Annotated in this window: 21 protein-coding genes; 10 read left to right on the forward strand and 11 right to left on the reverse strand. The window is 72.9% G+C overall.

Annotated elements, in window-relative coordinates; translation table 11 throughout:
* Position 1: 1 nt before the first annotated feature.
* Positions 2 to 1,303, reverse strand: coding sequence for a maleylpyruvate isomerase N-terminal domain-containing protein (locus ACIP63_RS08915; protein ID WP_401512782.1), 1,302 nt, complete (start codon positions 1,301 to 1,303; stop codon positions 2 to 4).
* Positions 1,300 to 1,881: an RNA polymerase sigma factor gene (locus tag ACIP63_RS08920; RefSeq protein WP_401512784.1), complete on the reverse strand. Its 582-nt coding sequence runs from the start codon at positions 1,879 to 1,881 to the stop codon at positions 1,300 to 1,302. Before ACIP63_RS08920 ends, ACIP63_RS08915 begins: the two co-directional genes overlap by 4 nt.
* Positions 1,882 to 2,170: 289 nt before the next feature.
* Here ACIP63_RS08920 and ACIP63_RS08925 point away from each other — a divergent pair, with 289 nt between their 5' ends.
* The 3 genes from ACIP63_RS08925 (at position 2,171) to ACIP63_RS08935 (ending at position 4,222) form a co-directional block, all read left to right on the forward strand.
* The gene (locus ACIP63_RS08925; protein ID WP_401512786.1) at positions 2,171 to 2,545 is read left to right on the forward strand and encodes an STAS domain-containing protein; all 375 of its coding nucleotides are present in this window, start codon (positions 2,171 to 2,173) and stop codon (positions 2,543 to 2,545) included.
* Positions 2,546 to 2,627: 82 nt separating this feature from the next.
* Positions 2,628 to 3,164, forward strand: a complete 537-nt coding sequence (locus ACIP63_RS08930; protein WP_401512788.1) for an EF-hand domain-containing protein — start codon at positions 2,628 to 2,630, stop codon at positions 3,162 to 3,164.
* 596 nt (positions 3,165 to 3,760) lie between these two features.
* The gene (locus ACIP63_RS08935; RefSeq protein WP_401512790.1) at positions 3,761 to 4,222 is read left to right on the forward strand and encodes an ATP-binding protein; all 462 of its coding nucleotides are present in this window, start codon (positions 3,761 to 3,763) and stop codon (positions 4,220 to 4,222) included.
* Positions 4,223 to 4,299: 77 nt separating this feature from the next.
* Here the strand turns inward: ACIP63_RS08935 and ACIP63_RS08940 are convergent, their stop codons facing one another.
* Complete coding sequence (locus tag ACIP63_RS08940; RefSeq protein WP_401512791.1) at positions 4,300 to 5,289, reverse strand: GlxA family transcriptional regulator; 990 nt, start codon at positions 5,287 to 5,289, stop codon at positions 4,300 to 4,302.
* 76 nt (positions 5,290 to 5,365) lie between these two features.
* On the opposite strand from ACIP63_RS08940, the gene ACIP63_RS08945 reads away from it, so the two are divergent.
* Together ACIP63_RS08945 and ACIP63_RS08950 are read left to right on the forward strand one after the other, a co-directional pair.
* Entirely contained in the window at positions 5,366 to 5,791 is a 426-nt protein-coding gene (locus tag ACIP63_RS08945) for a DUF2809 domain-containing protein (protein WP_401512793.1), read from the forward strand.
* Between the two features lie 79 nt (positions 5,792 to 5,870).
* Positions 5,871 to 7,178: an MFS transporter gene (locus tag ACIP63_RS08950; RefSeq protein WP_401512795.1), complete on the forward strand. Its 1,308-nt coding sequence runs from the start codon at positions 5,871 to 5,873 to the stop codon at positions 7,176 to 7,178.
* 10 nt (positions 7,179 to 7,188) lie between these two features.
* Here ACIP63_RS08950 and ACIP63_RS08955 read toward each other — a convergent pair whose 3' ends face one another.
* From ACIP63_RS08955 to ACIP63_RS08975, 5 genes are all read right to left on the reverse strand, one after another.
* Positions 7,189 to 8,376 (reverse strand): flavin-containing monooxygenase, encoded by a 1,188-nt coding sequence (locus ACIP63_RS08955; protein ID WP_401512798.1) that lies wholly within the window; start codon positions 8,374 to 8,376, stop codon positions 7,189 to 7,191.
* An 89-nt stretch (positions 8,377 to 8,465) separates the two neighbouring features.
* Positions 8,466 to 9,050: a hypothetical protein gene (locus ACIP63_RS08960; RefSeq protein ID WP_401512801.1), complete on the reverse strand. Its 585-nt coding sequence runs from the start codon at positions 9,048 to 9,050 to the stop codon at positions 8,466 to 8,468.
* A 9-nt stretch (positions 9,051 to 9,059) separates the two neighbouring features.
* Positions 9,060 to 9,971, reverse strand: a complete 912-nt coding sequence (gene htpX, locus ACIP63_RS08965; protein WP_401512804.1) for a zinc metalloprotease HtpX — start codon at positions 9,969 to 9,971, stop codon at positions 9,060 to 9,062.
* Between the two features lie 67 nt (positions 9,972 to 10,038).
* A complete protein-coding gene (locus tag ACIP63_RS08970; RefSeq protein WP_401512806.1) occupies positions 10,039 to 10,704 on the reverse strand; it encodes a pyridoxal 5'-phosphate synthase in 666 nt (221 codons plus the stop codon).
* Positions 10,705 to 10,846: 142 nt separating this feature from the next.
* Positions 10,847 to 11,494, reverse strand: coding sequence for a TetR family transcriptional regulator (locus ACIP63_RS08975; RefSeq protein WP_401512809.1), 648 nt, complete (start codon positions 11,492 to 11,494; stop codon positions 10,847 to 10,849).
* A gap of 354 nt (positions 11,495 to 11,848) precedes the next feature.
* Here ACIP63_RS08975 and ACIP63_RS08980 point away from each other — a divergent pair, with 354 nt between their 5' ends.
* Both ACIP63_RS08980 and ACIP63_RS08985 read left to right on the forward strand, forming a co-directional pair.
* On the forward strand, positions 11,849 to 12,643 hold the full coding sequence (locus ACIP63_RS08980) for a VOC family protein (RefSeq protein ID WP_401512811.1): 795 nt from the start codon (positions 11,849 to 11,851) through the stop codon (positions 12,641 to 12,643).
* A gap of 194 nt (positions 12,644 to 12,837) precedes the next feature.
* Entirely contained in the window at positions 12,838 to 15,213 is a 2,376-nt protein-coding gene (locus ACIP63_RS08985) for a serine/threonine-protein kinase (protein ID WP_401512814.1), read from the forward strand.
* A 6-nt stretch (positions 15,214 to 15,219) separates the two neighbouring features.
* On the opposite strand, the gene ACIP63_RS08990 is transcribed toward ACIP63_RS08985, so the two are convergent.
* Positions 15,220 to 15,891 (reverse strand): hypothetical protein, encoded by a 672-nt coding sequence (locus ACIP63_RS08990; protein ID WP_401512817.1) that lies wholly within the window; start codon positions 15,889 to 15,891, stop codon positions 15,220 to 15,222.
* 213 nt (positions 15,892 to 16,104) lie between these two features.
* On the opposite strand from ACIP63_RS08990, the gene ACIP63_RS08995 reads away from it, so the two are divergent.
* Genes ACIP63_RS08995 through ACIP63_RS09005 form a run of 3 tightly spaced genes read left to right on the forward strand, consistent with a single transcriptional unit; the run spans position 16,105 to position 17,335 of the window.
* Positions 16,105 to 16,641 (forward strand): hypothetical protein, encoded by a 537-nt coding sequence (locus ACIP63_RS08995; protein ID WP_401512818.1) that lies wholly within the window; start codon positions 16,105 to 16,107, stop codon positions 16,639 to 16,641.
* 23 nt (positions 16,642 to 16,664) lie between these two features.
* Positions 16,665 to 16,940: a hypothetical protein gene (locus tag ACIP63_RS09000; RefSeq protein WP_401512821.1), complete on the forward strand. Its 276-nt coding sequence runs from the start codon at positions 16,665 to 16,667 to the stop codon at positions 16,938 to 16,940.
* The gene (locus tag ACIP63_RS09005; protein WP_401512822.1) at positions 16,937 to 17,335 is read left to right on the forward strand and encodes a PIN domain-containing protein; all 399 of its coding nucleotides are present in this window, start codon (positions 16,937 to 16,939) and stop codon (positions 17,333 to 17,335) included. The genes ACIP63_RS09000 and ACIP63_RS09005 overlap by 4 nt, the downstream gene beginning before the upstream one ends.
* A 122-nt stretch (positions 17,336 to 17,457) precedes the next feature.
* On the opposite strand, the gene ACIP63_RS09010 is transcribed toward ACIP63_RS09005, so the two are convergent.
* Together ACIP63_RS09010 and ACIP63_RS09015 are read right to left on the reverse strand one after the other, a co-directional pair.
* Positions 17,458 to 17,631 (reverse strand): hypothetical protein, encoded by a 174-nt coding sequence (locus tag ACIP63_RS09010; RefSeq protein WP_393757731.1) that lies wholly within the window; start codon positions 17,629 to 17,631, stop codon positions 17,458 to 17,460.
* Positions 17,632 to 17,824: 193 nt separating this feature from the next.
* Positions 17,825 to 20,797, reverse strand: a complete 2,973-nt coding sequence (locus tag ACIP63_RS09015) for an AfsR/SARP family transcriptional regulator (protein ID WP_401512825.1) — start codon at positions 20,795 to 20,797, stop codon at positions 17,825 to 17,827.
* Positions 20,798 to 20,941: the final 144 nt, after the last annotated feature.

The following is a 20,941-nucleotide window of genomic DNA, read 5'->3' on the forward strand; positions in this document are numbered from 1 at the left end:
TTCAGAGCCGGCTGAGGGAGGCCGCGGCGAACAGGACGTCGCGGATCGCCTCGCGGTCGCCCTCCTGGCCCGCGGCGGCCTCCACCGGCAGCACATGACCGGCGACCAGCCGGCAGAACTCCACCCCGTCGAGCGCGACCTGCGCGACCGCGTGGGCGGGGGAGCCGAGGGCGGCCGGTGAGTCCAGCGCGATGTACCAGTCGCCGCCACCGCGGCCCTCGACCTCCAGGTGGAGGGAGCGGCCGGGTGCGCCCGCGGTGACCAGGTGGCGGGCCGGTGCGGCCAGCCCCGCGCGGCGGCGCTCCGCCAGGGTGGCGGGCAGCAGCCGGGCGGCCAGGTCGATCATCCCGTGCAGATGGGCGGCGGCGGGCGGCTCGTAGGGGTAGTCCACCGCGTCCGCGATGTCACCGCCGTGCACCCAGCACTCGAAGGCCCGCTCCAGGAGCGAGTCCTGCAGCGGGAGGGCGAAGCCGCCGTACGGCACGGAGAGCTCCGAGACGCCTCGGCCGGCGAACGACACCGTACGGACGAGGGAGTGACTCTGGTCACGCCAGGGCTCCCGCACGGTCCGGGTGGGCGGCCGGTGCGCGGCCGACCAGTACGCCTCGGTGCGCGCGGTCGGCGGCAGGGGCTGGTCGCCCTTCCCGAGCGGGTCGTCCAGGCCGAGGGCCTTGGAGACCAGACCGTCGACCGCCATGAGGTGGCTGATCACCCCGGCGACCGTCGTCTTGCGGTTCACCTGCCGGTCGTCCTCGAACCACTTCAGCCGCACCGGCGCGTGCCACTCCGAGTCGCCGATGTCCCGCAGCAGCGCGTCGAGCCGTGCGGTCTCCGCGTCGTACGGCGCGGCCCACGACGGCACGGGGATCCGCGCGGGGCGGCGGCCCAGACAGCCCTCCAGCACCCGGGACCGGAGCATCGGGTCCAGGTCCAGGGTGCCGTCGCTGTGCAGCAGGCCCACCGCGTCGCGCAGCCGCAGCGCCTCGTCGGCGCAGGGCGCGCACGAGGTGAGGTGCTCCTCGACGGCCGCCGTCTCCTCGGCGGAGCAGGCGGCAAGGGCCCAGGCGCCGAGGAGGGACTTGAGCACCTTGTGGGGCAGCGGCGGCGCGGGCGGTTGCGGAGGAACCTGAGGGCCGGGCGGCCCCGGAGGGCCGGGAGGCTCCGGTGGTCCGGGCGGTTCGGCGCCGGTGGGCCGGACCGGGGGCAGCCTCTCCCGGTCGTCCGCGGCGGCCCTCGGCCCCGGTATGCGCCGCTCGACCGGCTGCTCCCCGTCGCGGCCGCTGCCGCCGTGGCCGCCGTTCACGGCGTCGGCCCGTATCCGGGAGGCGCCGAGCCGGCCGACGGCCGGGTGTTCGCGGTGGCGAGCAGCTGGAGGCCGAGCCGCAGCCGGCGCCTGGCCTCGTCCCCGGTGACGCCGAGGTCGGCGGCGGCCTGCCGGTAGTCCCGGCGCTGGACGTAGGCGAGCTCCAGGGCGGCGCGCAGCGGCGCGGGCATGGAGGCGACGATGTAGTCGGCCCGGGCCGCCGCCGTGGCCTTGAGCACCCGGTGCTCCAGCTCCTCGGCCCGCGCCTCCGCGTCGGGCCCGTCGGTCTCGCCGTGCGTGCCGCGGATCCGCTGGACGGACCGGCGGTGTGTGAGCCGTGCCACCCAGGAGCGCATGGAGCCGTGCTTGGGGTCGTACGCGTCGGGGTTCTCCCAGACGTAGCCGAAGACCTCGCGCGTCACCTGGTCCGCGGCGTCCTCGTCCTCCAGCATGCGGTGGGCCTGGCTGTGCACGAGGGCGGCGAACCGGTCGTAGAGCTCACCGAGGGCGGCCGCCTCGCCACGCGCCAGCCGCTGCTGCATCCGGCGGTCCCAGCGCGGTGGTGCGTCCTTCGCCATCCAGCCCCCAGCCCTGTGCCTCTCGTCATGTCGAATGTAGTCGGCGGCCTCGTCCGGGCACGTACCTTTGCGGCAAGTACGTCCCTCAAGTGGCGCCGAATGATAGGGAATGCTTCGCGCCTTGCCCTTTCCTGACCGCGTAAACGATCCTGAAGCGATCATTTCTGGATGAATCCTGTGCCAGGCCGGTGGGCCGTAGGGTGTTTCACGGGGCCGGTACGCGGGCAGCCGCGAGGAGGAACGGAAACTTCCGGATCCTCCGGAGCCCCGGAACGAGAGGCCGAGTCGCGTGACGCTGAAGGTGTACGAGACGGAGCAGGACGCGTGGACGGTGCTGCGGATCCACGGCGAACTCGACCTCGTGAGCTCACCCGTCGTGCGTCAGTCCGTCCACGGGGCGGTGGCCGAGGGCCGGCACGACGTGGTCCTCGACCTCTCCGGCGTCCTCTTCTGCGACTCCAGCGGTGTCGGCGTCCTGATCGCCTCCCGCCGCCTCATGAAGTCCTGCGGCGGCCGGCTGCGGCTGATCCTCCCGGCCCGCGGCGCGGTCGACGGCTCACACGTCAACAAGGTGCTCGGCGCCCTCGGGGTACGCCGGCTCTTCGACGTCTACCCCGACTCGGACGCGGCCACCGACGACGAGTCCCGGCCCCTCAGCGCCTGAAACACCGGACCGGCGCGAAATTGTCACACCCCTGCCGACCATCGGTGACACGTGACGCCGCTCGGCGTCGTACGCTCCCCGCATGGACAGCGCAGAGTACGAGCGTAAGATCGCGCACCGCTTCGCCGCCTTCGACCAGGACGGCAACGGCTACATCGATCGCGCCGATTTCAACGCCGCGGCGGCCCGTCTGCTCACCGAGTTCGGTACGACGGCCCGCTGCGACCGGGGCCAGTCCCTCTACACGGGCGCCGAGGCCTTCTGGCAGGGCATGGCGGGCATCGCCGACGTGGACGGGGACCAGCGGGTCACCCGGGAGGAGTTCGCCGGCGGGGCCGTGAAGCGGCTGCGTGACAACCCCGAACGCTTCGCGGAGATCGCCCGCCCCTTCCTTCGGGCGGCGATCATCGTCGCCGCCGGCACGGACCCCGAGGGCGCCGGGCCCGCCTCGGCGCCGGTCGCCGCCGTGGAGCGCGCCCTGCGGGTGCTGGGCGCCGCGGACGACATCGCGAGCGTCGCGGCCCGGAGCCTGGACACCGACCAGGACGGCCGGATCGCCGAGACGGAGGCGGTCGCCGCCTTCTCCGCGTACTTCACCGTGATCGAGCCCGACGCGTAGCCCCACGCGGGCGAAAGCGGCGCGCAGCCACCGTGATCGCCCGCGTCCCCGCGTCAACACGCCCAACGCCATGAGCAGTTCGTGCCCTTCCACGGCCCGGCTCGGGGTGCGCCCCGGCCGGGCCGCGGTGCGTCGTCCGGGGTGGTCGTGGCTGACCGGGGGGCGTACGGACCGTGCGGGGCGGGTGACGCAACGCATCCGGAGCACGGATGCGCCCCCGGTGCGGACTGTCACCGGGCGGAGTCGCGGGCCCGCGCTCGGGTACGCTCCGTGGGATGCGAGTGGTACTGGAACCGGAGGATCCGGGTACGGCCCCTGTGGCCGCCCCGGGCGGTGCGCGGTGCCCTGCTCGTGACCCACGGAGCTGCGACGGGCCTGCCGGGGACTCGGTCCCCGGGGTGCCGGTGCGCCTCTGTTCGACTCTCCGCAGCACGCGTCGCACAGTATGGACCACGCGTACTCCTTCGCGCTGGAATATGCCCGAAGCGCTTGTTGCGGTGACTGTACGTCAACCATGCTGTCTCGCAGGGGAGTCACGTTCCGTGACCCTGAGGAGGCGCTAGGCGATGTGTCCGCCGGTTCGGATGGTGTGAGCGGTGCAGGTGCTTCAGGTTCAGCTGGAGGTCGGGCCGGATCCCGCGGAGGTGGGGCGGGCCCGCAGATGGGCGCGGTCGCGGCTGATCGGGTCCGGGATGGAGGACGACGAGCCGCTCGCGGAGACTCTGATCCTGCTGATCTCGGAGCTCGTCACCAACGCGGTGGTCCACACGGGCTGTCCGGCCGTGCTGCGGATGCTGTTCGGCTCGGCGAGTCCGGCCGGTTCGGCGGGGACGGTGCGGGTCGAGGTGGCCGACACCAGCTGCCGTCCGCCCCAGCCGCGTCACGCGGAGGGTGAGGACACCAACGGCCGCGGCCTGGAGCTGGTGGACGGCCTGGCGGACCGCTGGGGCTGGCAGCCGGAGGGCGCGGGCAAGCGGATCTGGTGCGAGATCGACCGGGGTGGCCCGGTGATGGTCCCGGTGATCCAGGAGCAGCCCGGCGACCGGGCCAACGCCTGAGGGCACCGCCGGCGACGGGGCGAACGCCTGAGGACGCCGCCCGGCGGCCGGGCCGGCGCCGGAGGGCGGTGCGCCCTTCAGCGCCCCGGGGCGGTCGAGCGGAACGTCCGCCGGTAGGCCGTGGGCGACACCCCCAGCGCGGCCTGCACATGCTGCCGCAGCGAGGTGGCCGTACCGAAGCCGGCGTCCCGTGCCACCTGGTCGACCGACAGGCCCGTGGACTCCAGCAGCTGCCGCGCCCGCTCGACCCTCTGCTGGGCGAGCCACTGCCCGGGGCTCACGCCGACCTCCTCGCGGAAGCGCCGGGTGAAGGTGCGCACGCTCATCGACTCCTGCCGCGCCATGTCGCGCAGCAGGATCGGCTGCTCCAGCCGCCCGAGCGCCCAGGCCCGCGCGGCGGTCGTCGTGGCGAGCCCGGCCTCGGGCAGCGGCCGACGGATGAACTGCGCCTGACCGCCGTCCCGGTGCGGGGGCACGACGGTTCGGCGGGCGATGTCGTTGGCGACGGCGGTGCCGTGGTCGCGGCGCACGATGTGCAGGCAGAGATCGATCCCGGCGGCCACACCGGCCGAGGTCAGGACGTCGCCGTCGTCGATGAACAGGACGTCCGGGTCGACCCGCACCTTCGGGAAGAGCCGCTGGAAGTGGTCGGCCGATGACCAGTGGGTCGTGGCGGGCCGCCCGTCGAGGTATCCGGCGGCGGCGAGGACGTAGCCGCCGGTGCAGATGGAGACCATACGGGTCCCCGGCCTGATGTACGCGAGCGCGGCGGCCAGTTCGCCGGTGAGCCGGCCCTCCTCGTGGACGGGTCCGAGTTCGTACGAGGCCGGGACGACGACGGTGTCGGCGGTGGCGAGCGCCTCGGGGCCGTGCTCGGCCATGATGCTGAAGTCGGCGTCGGTGCGGACCGGGCCCGGCGGGCGCACGGAGCAGGTCACGACGTCGTACAGCCTCTTGCCCGCGCCGGGCGTCCCCGTGCTCAGTGTGCGGCCGAAGATGCGTTGCGGGATGCCCAGTTCGAAGGGGATCACTCCGTCCAGGGCGAGCACGACGACGCGGTGACACATGCGGACTCCTGCTCTCCCGCGGATGCTCTCCGGCGGATTGGGTGCGGCCGTCTCCGGCCTGATAAACGTACCGACCATGAAGGAGAAGCCGGCCGTCCGCGCATCCATTCCCCGCTCCGCCGTCGTCCGTGCGGCGGCCGTGGCGGCGGCGCTCGTCACCGTGGCGGCGGGTCTCGGCGTGCGCTCGGCGGCGAGCGGGGACGGGGCGAAGTACGCGGGCGACGCGCTCTACACCGTGCTGATCCACGCCCTGGTGGTCCTTCTGGTGCCCCGCGTGCGGCCGCTGACGGCGGCGGGCGCCGCGCTGGCCTTCAGCTGGGCGGTGGAACTGGCCCAGCTCACCGGCGTACCGGCCGAGCTGGCAGAACGGAGCGCGGTGGCACGGCTGGTGCTCGGCTCGACGTTCAACGCCCCTGATCTCCTCTGGTACGGGGTGGGAGCGGGCCTGGCCTGGGCCGTCCACAGCCTCCTGCGGCCCGGGCGCTCCCTGGCACGGTCGTGACCCCGGTGGCCCGATCCCTGCGAAGGGTGTCCTCCCGGCCACTCGTCCGAGTGCGGCCCCGGGCCCGATGCTGAGCGGCGTGACCGAGACAACCGAGAGCGCGACGACCGAGCGCGCCCCCCGCCGCCGCTCCCGCCTGCGGATACACCGCGCGTGGATCGTCGCCGCCGTCACCTTCGTGACGATCATCGGCGGAGCGGCCTTCAACTCCCTGCCCGGCCTCCTCATCGAGCCCCTCAACAAGGACTTCGGCTGGACGTACGGCGAGATCGGCCTCGCCGTCTCCCTCGACATGGCGCTGTACGGGCTGACCGCGCCGTTCGCGGCCGCGCTGATGGACCGGTTCGGCATCCGCCGGGTCGTGGTCGTCGCGCTCGGCGCGGTCGCGGCCGGGGCGCTGGCGAGCGTGTGGATGACGGCGTCCTGGCAGCTGATGCTCTACTGGGGCCTGCTCGTCGGGCTGGGCACCGGCTCGATGGCGATGGCGTTCTCGGCGACCGTCACCAACCGCTGGTTCGTGGCCCGGCGCGGTCTGGTGACCGGCATCCTGACCGCGGCCGGTGCCTCCGGCCAGCTGATCTTCCTTCCGCTGTGCGCCTGGATCATCGACAGGCACGGCTGGGAGCCGGCCTCGGTGACGGTCGCGCTGGCGGCTCTCGTCGTCGTCCCGTTCGTCTGGCTCCTGATGCGTGACCATCCGGCCGATGTGGGGCTCGCCCCGTACGGCGGCACATACGTGGAGAAGCCGGCACCCGCGACGGGTGCCGCGGCCCGCACCATGCGTGTCCTGTTCGACGCGGCCCGCACGGGCCCGTTCTGGCTGCTGGCGGGCTCGTTCGCGATCTGCGGTGCCTCCACGAACGGCCTGATCCGCACCCATTTCGTGCCGTCGGCCCATGACCACGGCATGCAGATCACCGCGGCGGCCTCGCTGCTCGCCGTCATCGGCGTCTTCGACATCATCGGCACGATCTTCAGCGGCTGGCTCACCGACCGCTTCGAGGCCCGCAGGCTGCTGGCCGTCTACTACGCCCTGCGCGGGATCTCGCTGCTGTTCCTGCCGATGCTGATGGCCCCGACGGTGCATCCGCCGATGGTCTTCTTCATCGTCTTCTACGGACTGGACTGGGTCGCGACGGTCCCGCCGACGCTGGCGCTGTGCAGGGAGCAGTACGGCGACGACAGCGCGATCGTCTTCGGCTGGGTCCTGGCGTCGCACCAGGTGGGGGCGGCCCTGGTGGCGTTCCTCGGCGGGGTCGTACGGGATGTGACCGGCTCGTACGACCTCGTCTGGTACGCCGCGGGGGCCCTCTGCGCGACGGCGGCCCTGATGGCCCTGGTGATCCGCCGCAAGGGGACGGCCCCGGTGCCGGCGGCCGTCCGCTGAGGGGCGGTGGTCAGCCCGTCCTCGCCACGCGGGCGGCTATCTTCCGCGCGTCCAGCGCCATCTCGCGGAGCATCCCGCTGATCGGGTTGGTGAAGCCGGTGAAGTAGAGGCCCGGCGCCCCCTCCGGGGTGCGTGCGCCGTGCACCACGGGGCGGCCCCGGGCGTCCAGCACGCCGAGGTGGCCGACCAGGTCCTCCAGGGCGCGTTCGTAGCCGGTGGCCGCGATCACGGCGTCCGGGGTGATCCGGGTGCCGTCGGCCAGTGCCACGGCGTCCCCGTCGAACGACTCGACCGCTGCCACGGGCACCACCCGGCCGCGCTTCACCGCGTCGATGAGCCCGACGTCCTGGACGGGGATCGCGCCCTCCTTGACCCGGGAGTACAGGCCGGTGTCGGGGCGGGGGAGGCCCTGTTCCGCCAGGTCGGGGACGGATACACGGCACATCACGCTCCCCGCCCGGTCGACGAGCCCGACCGGCAGCCTGCGGACCAGGACGGCCGTGGCCTGGGCGGGCCAGCCCGCCGTGGAGCGGCGCACGATGTGCGGCGTCGTGCGGACCGCGATCCGCACCCGGGACGCGCCGCCCTCGACCAGGTCCACGGCGATCTCGGCGCCCGTGTTGCCGATGCCGACGACGAGGACGTCCTTGCCGGCGTACGGGGCCGGGCCGCGGTACCGCGCCGCGTGCACCAGCTCGCCGGTGAAGTCCTCGCGGCCGGGCCACGGCGGGATCCGCGGGGTGTGGTTGAAGCCGGTGGCCACCACCACCGCCCGCCCGGTGAGCACCCGGCCGCCGGTGGCGCTCAGCTGCCAGCCCGTGCCGTCGGCGGCCCGCTCGATCCGGGAGACCTCGACGCCCGTCACGACGTCCAGCGCGTGGTGCTCGGCGTACTTCTCCAGGTACCGCACCATGTCGTCGCGCGACACCCAGCGCCCGAACCGGCGGGGCATCGCCAGCCCCGGGAGCGCCGACCAGCGGCGGGTCGTGTGGAGGTGCAGCCGGTCGTAGTGGTTGCGCCAGGACGTCCCGACGCTGCCGGACTTCTCCAGCACCACCGCCCGTACGCCCTGTTCCCGCAGGGCCGCCGCGGCGGCGAGGCCGCCCGGGCCGCCGCCGATCACATAGACCGGCCGGCCGTCGGTGCGGTCGATGGAGGCGGGCAGGGCTTCACCGGAGGCGGGGGTCGATTCGGGCATGGTTCGGAGCGTAATAGGACATGGACATGATGGGTTCCGGTCCGGACGGGAATCGGTTGCGAAATGATCACGGGACGCCGCGGAGGCCTTCACAGCCCGGGAGCGCCCCACACCGGGAACCAGCGTGAGAGGTCGTCCTCCACCCGGAGGTCGTCGCCGAGCGTGGCGCGCACCTGGAGTTCCAGCTGGTTGTCGCGCTTCTCGCCGCCGCCGGGGGCCGGCGCGAAGGGATAGAACGTCCCCCTCTTGTAGAGGTAGACCAGGGCCAGCGAACGCCCCTCCGGGTTCCGGAACCCGATCATCGAGCAGAGCAGATGGGGGCCGAAGCCGCCGTCCTGGAGGAGGGTGTTGACCGCGTGCAGGTCGTTGACCAGGGCGGCCGTGTCGTCCGGCTCCTGACGGGCGAGCAGCCAGGTGTAGCCGTAGGTGTCCCGGCTGAACTCGACCGGGACCCCGCCGCGCGCCGTGTCCGCGTCGAGCAACTCCCGGACGTCCTGCTGGACGCGGGCGAAGGTGCCGCCCTCCACCCCCGCGAAGCACACCGACCCGAGCCCGGTCGGCGTGAACCCGGTGCCGGCCTGGAGGGTGAGCGCGGCCGACGGCACGGCGAAGAGCTGGTCGAGATCGGGGCGGACCGGCTTGCTGCGGCCCAGGATGCTGTCGAGCAGGCCCACGGAAGCTCCTTACGGGCGGGACAGGCCGGCGGAGATGCGGGCCAGCTGGTCCAGACGCTGTTCGAGGGTCGGGTGGGAGGAGAGCAGCCGGCCCAGGCTCTCCCTGGCGGCGAAGGCGGGCACGAAGTAGAAGGCGTTGTACGGCTCCGCCTTCCGCAGGTCCTCCGTCGGGATCCTGGCCATCTGTCCGCTCACCTTGGTGAGGGCGGAGGCCAGCGCCGACGGCCGCCCGGTGAGCAGGGCGGCCGTACGGTCGGCGGAGAGCTCCCGGTAGCGGGAGAGCAGCCGGGTCAGCAGGAAGCTCAGGGCGTACACCACCGCGCTGATCAGCGGGATGAGCATGAGGATGACGCCCGCGGGGTCGTTGCCCCGGCTGTTGCGGGCGAAGCCGCCCCACAGGGCGACCCGGGTGACGACGCCGGCGAGGACCCCGAGGAACGACGCGATGGTCATCACGGCCACGTCGCGGTGCGCGACGTGCGACATCTCGTGGGCCAGGACGCCTTCGAGCTCCTCGGGCTCCAGTCTGCGCAGCAGCCCGGTCGTGGCACAGACCAGGGCCGTCCTCTCGCTGCGGCCCGTGGCGAAGGCGTTCGGCACGTCGCTCCGCGCGACGGCCACGCGGGGCTTCGGCATGTCCGCGAGGGCGCAGATCCGGTCGATCGCGCCGTGCAGCTCCGGCGCCTCCTGCGGGGTGACCTCCCGGGCGCCCATGCCGTACGCCGCGATGCGGTCGCTGAACCAGAACTGGGCGACGAACAGACCGCCCGTGATGACCAGGATGACGGGCCAGGAGCCGCGCAGGGCTGCGAGCAGCACGCCCACGAGGACCACGTACAGCAGGCCGATGAAGAACATCGTGCCCACCATGCGGGTGGTCAGCCCTCGGTCCGGGGCGTAACGGGAACGCGTACGTGCCATGGGTGCCTCCAGCAGCTCACCTGCCTCCCATAGTGCTCCTTTCCGGTAGGAACCGGGTGAAGGAGGCTCAGGGCCAGAGGAGCTCGCGGGTCCAGCCCGCGCCGTCCCGGCGGTAGCGCAGCCGCACGTGCCGGCGCCGGTCGTCGCCCTGGAAGAACTCCACCTCGCGAGGCTCGACGACGTACCGCGTCCAGGTCTCCGCCTCCGTCTCCGGCTCCGCCCGCGCCCGCTCCCAGGCGGCCTCGGAGGCCCGTACGAGGTCCTCGTACGCGGGCAGCACCTCGCTCTGCGAGCCGGTCAGCGCGGCGGCCAGCGCGCCGGTGGATCTGGCCCGCAGATCCGCCCGGCTCTCCTCCCGGGTCGCGGGGGCGGCCGTGCCCCGGACGCGTACCTGGCGGCCCTGGACGGGCCAGTAGAAGCCGAGCGCCGCGTACGGCCGGGCGGCGAGCTGCCGGCCCTTCGCGCTGGTGGCGTGGGTGGCGAAGTGCCAGCCGCGCTCGTCCGCGTCGTGCAGCATCAGCGTGCGCACATCGGGCAGGCCGTCCGCGTCCGCCGTCGCCAGCGTCATGGTGTGGGGCTCGGTCTGCCCGGCTGCCACCGCCTCGGCGAACCAGCAGTGGAAGAGGGGGAGCGGCGCGGCGGGCGCGGCGGACGGGTCGAAGCGGGGGAGGGGCACGTCCCAGACGCGCTGCGCGTGGAGCAGGTCGCGGAAGTCCTTCTGTGCATCGCTCATGGGTCCATTCCACAGCGTCCCGCGCCGGTGCGGAAACGCCGGCGGCGGACCACGGGGCGTGGTCCGCCGTCGGTGAGACAGGACGTGGGGAGCCGCGGGAAAGCGCGGCGCCCGGCGTGTGCGCGGGAGTCCTGGTCGGCGCCTACCTGACCGGCTTCTTGCCGGTGATGCCCAGATGGACCAACAGGGCCAGGTTCGGCCGGAGTTCGGCCTGCTTCACGCCCCAGGTGGTGAAGCTCCTCTGATGCGAGGCGACCCCCGCCATCATGACGACCAGGGAGCCCGCCACCGCGCCTGGGCTGACGTCCTTGTCCACCTTGCCCTTGGACTGGAGCTCCTTGACCGCGTCCGTCAGGGAGTTGGTGACGGAGCTCAGGACCTTCATGCGGATCTTGTAGAACCGCTTGTCGCCCTCGGCGGCGCCGAGATCGACGACGCGGAGGATCGCGTCGTGCCGCCGCCAGAAGTCGAGGAATCCCTCGACGAGTTCTTCGGAGGCCAGCCAGCCGACCTTGCCGACCCAGGAGCGGTCACCGACCAGTTCGGTCAGTCCGGCACCTTCCTTGGCCATTTCCTCGGCGAGTTCGAGAACAGCGCCCTCGACGTCGGGGAAATACTGGTAGAAAGTCGCGGGTGAAGTCCCCGCCTTCCGTGCGACGTCGATGACTTTGACGTCCCGGTACGGCGAGGAGCTGAGCATCTCGCTGAGGCAGTCGAGCAGCTTCTGCCGCGTCGCCTGACCTCGCCGACCAGCCACGCGGCCGTCGACGGTGCGTACTTGTCCTGTCATGCCGTCAGCTTACCGAGGGGTGATCCGAGCGCGATCTGACCGACTGCAAATGGGGAACGCCCCAGTGCGGACGGGGTGAACAGCGCAATTCCCGGAGCTGTGTGATCGGTTTTCCACGCGGGCGAAGCTGTTTATGAATTGCTCTTCACGGCCGCGCGCAGGGGCTCCGGTGCGATGTTGTTATCAACAGCCTGTGGATAACTTCGGTGGACAACCCTGTCCACGCAGGTCGCAAGACCTTCACGATTCGGGCAAAGGTTCTATTCGACCCCTCGGGGCGCGCCGGAAGGCCCCCGACGCTACGTTGAGTGTGACGGGCGTCACGGCGATCCATGCGACGGAAGGACCCGGGCCATGGCCGTATTCGCGCAGTCCGCGCCGTGCTGGGTGGATGTGCAGCTCTCCGACCTGGAGGCCGGCAAGCGCTTCTACGGCGGGCTCTTCGGCTGGACCTTCCGGGCGGGCGACGGCATGCCGTTCGCGGACGCGTACAGCGAAGGCGAGCTCGTCGCCGCGCTCGCGGCCAAGCGGGACGGCCGCATGCCCACGACCTGGGGCGTGTACTTCTCGACCGATGACATCCGCGCCACCGTGGCCCTGGTCAGGAAGGCGGGCGGCCAGGTGATCACCGATCCGGTGCGGGCCGGCGCGGCGGGGGTCCTCGCCCAGGCCGCCGACCCCGGCGGCGCGGTCTTCGGTCTCTGGCAGGCGGGCGAGCGCGCGGGTTTCGAGAAGCAGAACAGGCCGGCGTCCTTCTGCTGGACCGAGGTCTACACCCGGCAGCCGGAGCGGGTGGACGCCTTCTACGAGGAGGTCTTCGGCTTCCGGGGGACCGACATCGAACTGCCGGGCGACACCGGGGCGGCCGAGCCCTTCCGGATCTGGTCCCCGGCCGGGACCGAGCCCGGTGAGGACACCGGCGTCGGCGGGCGAGCGGTCATCACGGACGCGTTCCCCGCGATGCTGCCCAGCTACTTCCTCAGCTACTTCGCCGTCGTCGACTGCGACGGAACCGCCGAGGCCGCCGTACGCCTCGGTGGCCGGATCACGGCGCCTCCCCTGGACATTCCGTACGGGCGGATGGCGGTCCTCCAGGACGACCAGGGTGCGGTTTTCGCCGTGCTCCAGCCGACCGAGCTGCTGCCGTAGGGGTTTCCAGGGGTGTCCTGAAAGGGATGGAGTGCCACACAACACTCCGTTCCGCCCCCGGGTTCGCAACCGGGCCCCGAGCCAGGAAGAATCAGGGTGCGCACCGCCAAGTGGTGCCCAGTGGTGAGACGCTGCACAGGGCGGGATTTCGCGGGCTTCTGTTCCTGAGGTCCGTACGGGGAGGTGGCAGGCAAGTGGAGCAGCTGACGCAGCATGACCCGAGGCGGATCGGCCCGTTCGAGGTGCTGGGACGGCTCGGGGCCGGCGGCATGGGGCTGGTCTATCTGGCGCGGTCGGCGTCGGGCCGGCGGGTGGCGATCAAGACGGTCCGTACGGAACTGGCCGAGGACCAGCTGTTCCGGGTCCGCTTCACGCGTGAGGTGGAGGCCGCTCGCGCGGTCAGCGGTTTCTACACCGCCGCGGTGGTCGACGCCGACCCGAGGGCGGCCGTGCCCTGGCTGGCCACCGCCTACGTCCCCGCCCCCTCCCTCGAGGAGATAGTGAATGAGTGCGGGCCGATGCCGACGCAGGCCGTGCGCTGGCTGGCCGCCGGGATCGCCGAGGCCCTGCAGTCGATCCACGGGGCCGGTCTCGTCCACCGCGACCTGAAGCCGTCCAACGTCCTCGTGGTCGAGGACGGGCCGCGGGTGATCGACTTCGGTATCGCGTCCGGCGTCTCCAACACCCGGCTGACCATGACGAACGTCGCGGTGGGAACGCCCGCGTACATGTCTCCGGAGCAGGCCCGCGACTCGCGCAGCGTGACGGGTGCCAGCGATGTCTTCTCGCTCGGCTCGACCCTCGTCTTCGCGGCGACGGGGCACGCGCCCTTCCACGGGGCGAACCCGGTCGAGACCGTGTTCATGCTGCTGCGTGAGGGCCCCGACACCGAGGGGCTGCCCGACGATCTGCGCCCGCTCATCGAGTCCTGCATGCAGATGGACGCGGCCCGGCGGCCCAGCCCCGCGGACCTTCAGTCGCAGCTGGCCCCGCACCTGTTCGCCTCCGGCGGCGACGACAGCGGCACGGCGTCGGCCTGGCTGCCGACCGTTGCGACCGCGATGATCGAGCAGCGCCGCGGCGGTGGCCGTGCCGTCGCCGTCGCGCCCGCCCCCGTGGTCGTGCCTCCGCCCCCGTCCCAGCCGCCGCCCGGTGCCGACCGGGACGGGGTCTGGCGCAGCGGCGGCGATCTGCGGACCGCGCCGGCCCCCGCGCCCGTGTCGCCCGCCCCCGACGGCGGCCCCGTGCGGCTGCCCAACGCCAAGGTGCCGATCGGTCCCGGGCCGCGCCCCGTGGACGTGCGGGGCCCGGCGGCCGCGCACGCCGACCCGGCCACCGGCTGGGTGCGGGCACCCGGAGGGCACACCTCGGCGGCGCCGGCCGCCCCGGTGCCCGCCCCCGCACCGGCCCCGGACGCGGCACCCGTCGCGCCGGAGCGCTGGCGGCCGTGGCGTTTCCGTATGTCGAACGACGTGTGGGGCACGCCCGTCGTGGTGGGCGACCTGCTCTACGTGACGTCGTTCGAGGTCCATGCCCTGGACGTGGGCAACGGGCGGCGACAGTTCAAGACCCGCGACGTGGCCTGGTCGATGGCGGTCGACGGCGGCCGGATCCACGCCTCGGACGGCCCGTCCCTGTACGCCCTGGACGCGGCGACCGGCACCGAGCGGTGGCGGCTCCAGACCGACGCCTGGGTGTACTCCCTCAAGGCCGACCGGGGCACCGTCCTGACCGGGACGCGCGGCGGCGGCGTACAGGCCTGGGAGGCGTCCAGCGGCGAGAAGCTGTGGGAGACCTCCGGAGTGCAGACGGACTTCGAGACGCCGGAGGCCGGCCCCGTCATCCACGACGGCACGGTGTTCCTGTGGCAGGACGCCCGGCTGCGTGCCGTGGACGCGCGCACCGGCACGGAGCGGTGGTCGTACCCCGTCGGCGACGCGGCCTCCTGCGGCGGGGTCCCGGTCCGGATCACGCCCGCGCCCGACGGCTTCGTGTACGTCGCGGCGGGGACCCGGGTGCTGGCCGTGGACACGGTCTCCGGCCGGGTGCGCTGGCACTTCGAGTCACCGGCCGTCTTCCTCTCCCCGCCCGCCTTCGCGCCGGGGCCCGCGGTCACCGGCGGCGGGGTGTACCTCGCGGACTACCTCGGCACCGTGTACGCCCTGGACGCCTCCACCGGCAAGGACCGCTGGCGGATCGCGACGGAGGCCCGGCAGTCCATCGAGCCCGTACTGGTGACGGCGGGCAACGTGCACGTCGGCAGCGGCAGCGCGCTGTACACCCTGGACGCGGTCACCGGCACGCCGAAGTGGCGGTTCGCCGCGGGCGGCGAGGTCGTCGGCGCACCGGTGGTCGCGGACGGCCGGGTCCACTTCGGATCGGCGGACCACGTCCTCTACACCCTGGACGCGGCAGGCGGCCAGCTCCGCTGGAAGCTGGCCACGGGCGGCGAGATCACGGGCTCCCCGGTGGCGGAGGCGGGCGTCGTCTACGCGTGCAGCAAGGACCGCTGCGTGTACGCCCTGGACGCGCTGAAGGGCACGGGGACGGGGAACCGGGCCCGGGCCTGACGCCCCTCAGGGGTGGGGCGGGTGATACCGGTCCCGGTCCTGCTGATCCCCCTCGTCGGGGTGCTGGACGGGGTACTGGGCGGTGTCCTCGTCGGCGGGGGACGCCCGGTGCCGGCCCGGCCCGGTGTACGGATCCGCCTCGGGCTCCGGCCCGGGGGACGTGTACGCGGCAGGCCCGGGCTCCTGCGTCGGCGGCCAGGTGTCGGGACGGTCGTCAGGCGGCGCGGGGTAGGGCTCGGGGGCGTACCCCTCCCTGGCCGCCCGCTTCTTCCGCCCCGACATCAGCAGCGCGCCCAGCAGGAGCAGGAGACCGCCCGCGAGCGCCTGCGCGACGCCCCACCGCAGCCCCTGCCCGTCGCCGTCGACCGTGAGGCTCCCGGCCTCCTGGCCCTGCCGGACCATCCACAGCACGGTGAAGCCGATCACGATCAGGCCGGCGAGGGCCACGACCCAGCGCGAGCGGAACACGACGCCGACGAGGGTCACCAGGGCGGCGAAGAGGAACGGCAGCAGGATCGAGCCCATCACCGACGACGAGACGCCGCTGATGCCGCCGAACAGGTCCTGAATGCGGTAGTCCCGCCCGAGGCGGTCGTCGAACCAGCGGTGGAAGGGGCTCTGCACGGCCGCCGCCGCTCCCACCAGCGCTACGACGGAGCCGAGGACATTGCGGATCATCGACAGCCTCCCGGGCCAAGGCGCACGGCTGTGCGCACCGCTCCCCGCGCTCGACGCTACGCCGGGCCGATCTTCCCTGCCATCGGAGACGATGACGAGACCGTGACAGGGCCATGACGGAACCATGAGTGAGCGTCCGGGATGCTGTGCGTTACGGTGTCGCGCGGCCGTGCGACGGCCATGAAGCCGACTACAGCAAGGGGGGCTGCGTCGATGATGCGGCGACAGATGAGGTTCGCGGCGGTACTGGTCGTGGTGGTGCTCGCGCTCACCGGCTTCTCCACGTCCAGCCACGGCGGCAAGAGCGGGAAGAGCCGGAGCAGCGGCGGTTCTGGCGGAGGCGGCTGCTCCAGCTCCAAGAAGAGCAACGGCGGCTATCACGACTACGACGACGATGACTACGACAGCTCGTCGAGCTCGTCCGGCGGTTCCACGTACGAGTCGGCCACTCCCGCCGCGACCTCCTCCGAGGCACCCTCCCTGCGGGTCATCCGCTGCGCCCAGCCCAAGAAGGGCAAGCGCAGGGCGTACACCGCCTCGTCGGTCGAGATCCGCTCGACGGCGACGACCGAGCACACGTACGAGGTGGACGTGACGTTCGTCGACGCCAAGGGCCTGACCGTCGACACGGGTGAGGCCGACATCGACCTCGCGGCCGGCGAGAAGCAGATCATCTCGGTCCCCATGGACAGCCCGCGCTCGGTCTCCCGTGTGAAGCGCTGCGTGGTGACGGCGGAGCTGCGCTACTGATCCTGCTTGGTAAGATGCCAGGTATGGCAACCAAGAAGTACACGGTCACGCTGCCCGAGGAACTCGCGGAGGAGATCCGCGGCGAGGTGGGCCCCGGTGCGTTCAGCGCGTATGTCACGCATGCCATAGAACGTCAGCGTGAGCAGGACCGGCTGGGCGAGCTGGTGGCGTGGATGCAGGAGAAGCACGGGCCGCTCACCGAGGAGGAGCAGGCGGCGGCGTCGGCGGAGCTCCGCGAGATCGAGCGGTGGTTCGAGGAGCGGGCGCCCGGGGCGCACGGAGGGGCGACGGCCGCGTGACGCCTGAACTGTGCTTCGTGCTGGACTGTGAGGCTCTGTCGCGGGCCGTGTCCCGTGAGCGGGTCATGACGGGGATTCTCACCAAGGCGCACCAGGTGGGGGTCCGTGTGGTGACCAGTTCCATGACCCTCATCGAGGCGTACCACGGCAGGATCCGGCGTGCCGAGTGGAACTGGGCCATGTCCCGCATCGCTGTGGAGCCGGTGACCAAGGACGTGGCGGACGAGGCGATCGGTCTGCTGAGCGAGGCCGGGCTGCACGGTCACACGTACGCCATCGACGCGGCGCTCGCGGTCGTCGCGGGGCGGCAGCGGGGGCGGGTCGCGGTCTTCACCTCGGACGAGGACGACATGCGGAAGCTGTGCCGGCCGGAGGTCCAGGTCCGGGCGTTGTGACCGTGGAGCACGGCGGAGGGCCCGAGCCGACCGGCTCGGGCCCTCGTTCCCGCACGCGGACGTGCCGCGGCCGCGACGGCTCCCCCTCCGCGCCGCCGCGGCCGTTCCCCGTGCGGTGAGGCCTAGTTGGCCGGCTCGCTCGTGGCATGCGCGTCCTGGGTGGTGATCTCCCCGCCGGTGGCGTGCGCGTCCGTCGGCTTGAGCGGCGAACCGGTGGCGTGGGCGTCCTGGGTGGTGATCTCCTCGCCGGTGGCGTGCGCGTCCGTGGGCTTGAGGATGTCGCTCTTGTCGGCCATGAAGTTCAACTCCTGAAGAGGTGGTGACTGCGGATGGAGCGCCCACCCGGCGGTTCCCCCGTGGATCGCCGGGTGGGCCTCCCAGGGCCGATCACCCTAACGGTGAGGCCACTCGCCAATCCGTCTGCCCCCCGACGCGACGGATCGATGAGTAGAGAGTGCCGTGGGGCGATAAACGATTGATGAACGCCGGTCAGGAGGCCCTGGCGACAGTGGCCGGGGCGAGAAGGTCGCGTACGGAGGCGGCCTCGGGCGAGCCGAGGTCGTCGTAGATCGAGAGCGCCTCGTTCCAGCAGACCTGGGCGCGGTCCGTCTGGCCGATGCCCGCGAGCCCGCGGCCCAGTGCGGTGAGCACGTTGGCCCGGCGCCATTCACCGCCGATACCGCGCAGGATCGCCAGGGCCTGCTCGGCCTGCGACGCGGCGTGCGCGGGCTGACGGATGGCCAGGTGCAGTTCGGCCAGCCGGAACAGGGTCATGCCGTGCCAGAGCTGCTGCCGGCTGTCGCGGAATATCGACATGGCCTCGGTGAGCACCTCCTGGGCGGAGGCCGTCTGCCCGGTGCCGGTGAGGGCCAGTCCCAGGGCGTACTTCCCGTTGGCGAGGCGCAGGGCCAGTCCCGAGGTGTCCGCCTCGTAGATGCCGACGCCCTGCTGGGCGAGGTTCACCGCGCTCGCCGTCCTCCCCGTGGCCAGATGGACACGGGAGAGGTTGCACAGGGCCGAGGCCTCGCCGGGCTTGTTGCCGTCCGCGCGGAAGGCGGCCAGCGCTTCACGCAGGTGGTTCTCGGCGTCGGAGTGCCGGTTCTCGTACAGGGCGATGATCCCGCGCTGATTCGGGACCTGGCCGAGGGAGACAGGGTCACCGGCCAGCCGGCCGAGCTCCAACGCACGCCGGGCCTCGGTCTCGGCCTCCGCGAACCGTCCGGAGACGCTGAGGGCATGGGTCAGCATCGTCCGGGCCCGGCCCTCGGCCTGTGCGTCGCCCGCGGTCCGCGCCGCGTCGCTCACGGCCTTCGCGGCAGTCGCGAACTGGTGGGAGTTGGCACCGGATTCGCCCAGGTCCACCATCGCCATGAGCAGATCGGCGGCGCGCCGCGGCATGCCGGACCCGGCTGACTGGGCCGCGCAGGCCAGCAGTCCGCTGGACTCCGAGAAGAGCCAGTCCAGCGCGGTCTCACGCACCTGGAAGGTGAGTCCGGGGTATTCGGTCCGCGAGAAGTGGTCGAGCACCCGCTCCCCGGGCCGCTCCAGCGCGTACACCCCCGCCGCCGTGGCCAGGTAGAAGTCCAGCAGCCGCGACAGCGCCAGCTCCCGTCCCGCCGGGGGCTGTTCGTCGCGCTCGGCGCACGCACGCGCGTAGAGGCGCACCAGGTCGTGGTAGCGGTAGCGGCCCGGGGCGGCGGACTCCAGGAGGCTGGTGTCGACCAGGGTCTCCAGGAGGTCCTCCGCCGTGTGGGGGTCCAGGTCCAGGAGGGCGGCCGCCGCGGCGAGGGAGATGTCCGGGCCGTCCGCCAGACCCAGGAGACGGAAGGCGCGCGCCTGGGCCGGCTCCAGCTGGCCGTAGCCGAGCTCGAAGGTGGCCTTCACCGCGAGGTCGCCGGCCTGGAGTTCGTCGAGGCGGCGGCGTTCGTCGGCGAGCTTCGCGGCCAGCACCGAGACCGTCCAGGTGCGGCGGGCGGCCAGCCGGGAGGCGGCGATGCGGATGGCCAGCGGCAGGAAGCCGCACGCGGCCACCACGTCCAGGGCCGCTTCGCGCTCCGAGCGGACGCGTTCGTCGCCGACGATGCGGGTGAAGAGCTGCAGGGCCTCCTCGGGGGACATCACGTCCAGGTCCACGAGGTGCGCACCGGCCAGGTCGACCATGCGCACGCGGCTGGTGACCAGGGCCGCGCACCCCTCCGTGCCGGGGAGGAGGGGCCGGATCTGGGCCGCGTCGTGGGCGTTGTCGAGCAGGACCAGGATGCGGCGGCCGTCCAGCGTGGAGCGGTAGAGCGCGGCCCGCTCGTCCAGGGAGTCCGGGATGGCGGAGTCGGCGGTGCCCAGCGCGCGCAGGAACGCGCCGAGGACGGTCTCGGGTTCGGCGGCCCGCGCGCCCGCGCCCTGGAGGTCGACGTACAGCTGGCCGTCCGGGAAGTGCGGGCGGGCCCGGTGGGCGACGTGCACGGCGAGGGTCGTCTTGCCGACGCCGCCGATGCCGGCGAGCGCGGAGACCGCCATCACGGAGCCCTCCGCGGTCGCGAGCCGGGCGCCCAGTTCGCGTACGAACGCGTCGCGGCCCGTGAAGTCCGGGACGGTGGCCGGGAGCTGGGCCGGGCGGACCGCCGCGGTGGCGGGCGCCGGCTCGTCGGCGGGGCGGGCCAGCTCCTCGTCGGCCTGGAGGATCCGCTGCTGGAGCTGGGCCAGCTCGGGGCGCGGGTCCACGCCCAGTTCCTCCGCGAGGAGGCGGCGGGTGTCCGCGTACACCGCGAGGGCCTCGGCCTGCCGGCCGCTGCGGTACAGGGCGACCATCAGCAGCTCGCGGAGCCGTTCGCGCAGGGGGTGCGCCGCGGTGAGGGCGGTGAGTTCGGAGACCGCCTCCGCGTGGCAGCCGAGCTCCAGGTCCAGGTCCAGCCGGGTCTCGGTGAGCTGGAGGCGCCATTCCTCCAGGCTGGTCCGCTGGTTCTCCGCGTACGGGCCGGGGAGGGAGGCGAGTCCCTCGCCGTCCCAGAGACCGAGCAGCTTGTTGATCAGGGTGCGGGCCTGGCAGCGGTCTCCGCCGCCGCGTGCCTTCTCCGCCTCCGCCGCCAGGTCCTGGGCGAGCGTCAGGTCGAGTGCCTCGCGCGGGATCCGGACCGCGTACCCCCCGGACTCGCTGACCAGGGTCTCCTGGCCCAGGATCTTGCGCAGCCGGGAGGCGTACGTCCGCACGGTGGCCAGTGCCTGGGACGGGGGATCGTCGCCCCAGAGGGCGTCGATGAGTTCGCCTGCGGTGGCCGTGCGGCCGTCGCGCAGGAGGAGGGCGGCCAGCAGGGCGCGCTGCTGCGGGGACCCGGACGGCAGGAGTTCACTGCCGCGCCAGGCGCGGACCGGGCCGAGCACGGTGAAACGCAGGTCGGTCCCGGCCGCCTGTTCCCGTGGAGCGCGTTGCTCCGGAACGCGCACACCGGATCCGTTGTCGCGGCCCATGATGCCCCCTGTCCTGCTTGCCCCGCCGGTCCTGCTGATCCCGCTCTGCTTCATACCGTTGGTATCGCGGTCAACAGTCTGCCTTGTTATGGGCGGGCTCGTCAGTATCGGGTGGTGCTCTGCACAGGCCCTCGACATGATTGG

Source organism: Streptomyces sp. NPDC088746 (genome assembly GCF_044751065.1).
Taxonomy (GTDB): Bacteria; Actinomycetota; Actinomycetes; order Streptomycetales; family Streptomycetaceae; genus Streptomyces.

Bases quoted from the DNA above. Each gene is read 5' to 3' on its own strand.
- ACIP63_RS08920 (WP_401512784.1), bottom strand. From the start codon at position 1,881: ATGGCGAAGGACGCACCACCGCGCTGGGACCGCCGGATGCAGCAGCGG.
- ACIP63_RS08930 (WP_401512788.1), top strand. From the start codon at position 2,628: ATGGACAGCGCAGAGTACGAGCGTAAGATCGCGCACCGCTTCGCCGCC.
- ACIP63_RS08940 (WP_401512791.1), bottom strand. From the start codon at position 5,289: ATGTGTCACCGCGTCGTCGTGCTCGCCCTGGACGGAGTGATCCCCTTC.
- ACIP63_RS08945 (WP_401512793.1), top strand. From the start codon at position 5,366: ATGAAGGAGAAGCCGGCCGTCCGCGCATCCATTCCCCGCTCCGCCGTC.
- ACIP63_RS08955 (WP_401512798.1), bottom strand. From the start codon at position 8,376: ATGCCCGAATCGACCCCCGCCTCCGGTGAAGCCCTGCCCGCCTCCATC.
- htpX (WP_401512804.1), bottom strand. From the start codon at position 9,971: ATGGCACGTACGCGTTCCCGTTACGCCCCGGACCGAGGGCTGACCACC.
- ACIP63_RS08970 (WP_401512806.1), bottom strand. From the start codon at position 10,704: ATGAGCGATGCACAGAAGGACTTCCGCGACCTGCTCCACGCGCAGCGC.
- ACIP63_RS08975 (WP_401512809.1), bottom strand. From the start codon at position 11,494: ATGACAGGACAAGTACGCACCGTCGACGGCCGCGTGGCTGGTCGGCGA.
- ACIP63_RS08980 (WP_401512811.1), top strand. From the start codon at position 11,849: ATGGCCGTATTCGCGCAGTCCGCGCCGTGCTGGGTGGATGTGCAGCTC.
- ACIP63_RS08990 (WP_401512817.1), bottom strand. From the start codon at position 15,891: ATGATCCGCAATGTCCTCGGCTCCGTCGTAGCGCTGGTGGGAGCGGCG.
- ACIP63_RS08995 (WP_401512818.1), top strand. From the start codon at position 16,105: ATGATGCGGCGACAGATGAGGTTCGCGGCGGTACTGGTCGTGGTGGTG.
- ACIP63_RS09000 (WP_401512821.1), top strand. From the start codon at position 16,665: ATGGCAACCAAGAAGTACACGGTCACGCTGCCCGAGGAACTCGCGGAG.
- ACIP63_RS09010 (WP_393757731.1), bottom strand. From the start codon at position 17,631: ATGGCCGACAAGAGCGACATCCTCAAGCCCACGGACGCGCACGCCACC.
- ACIP63_RS09015 (WP_401512825.1), bottom strand. From the start codon at position 20,797: ATGGGCCGCGACAACGGATCCGGTGTGCGCGTTCCGGAGCAACGCGCT.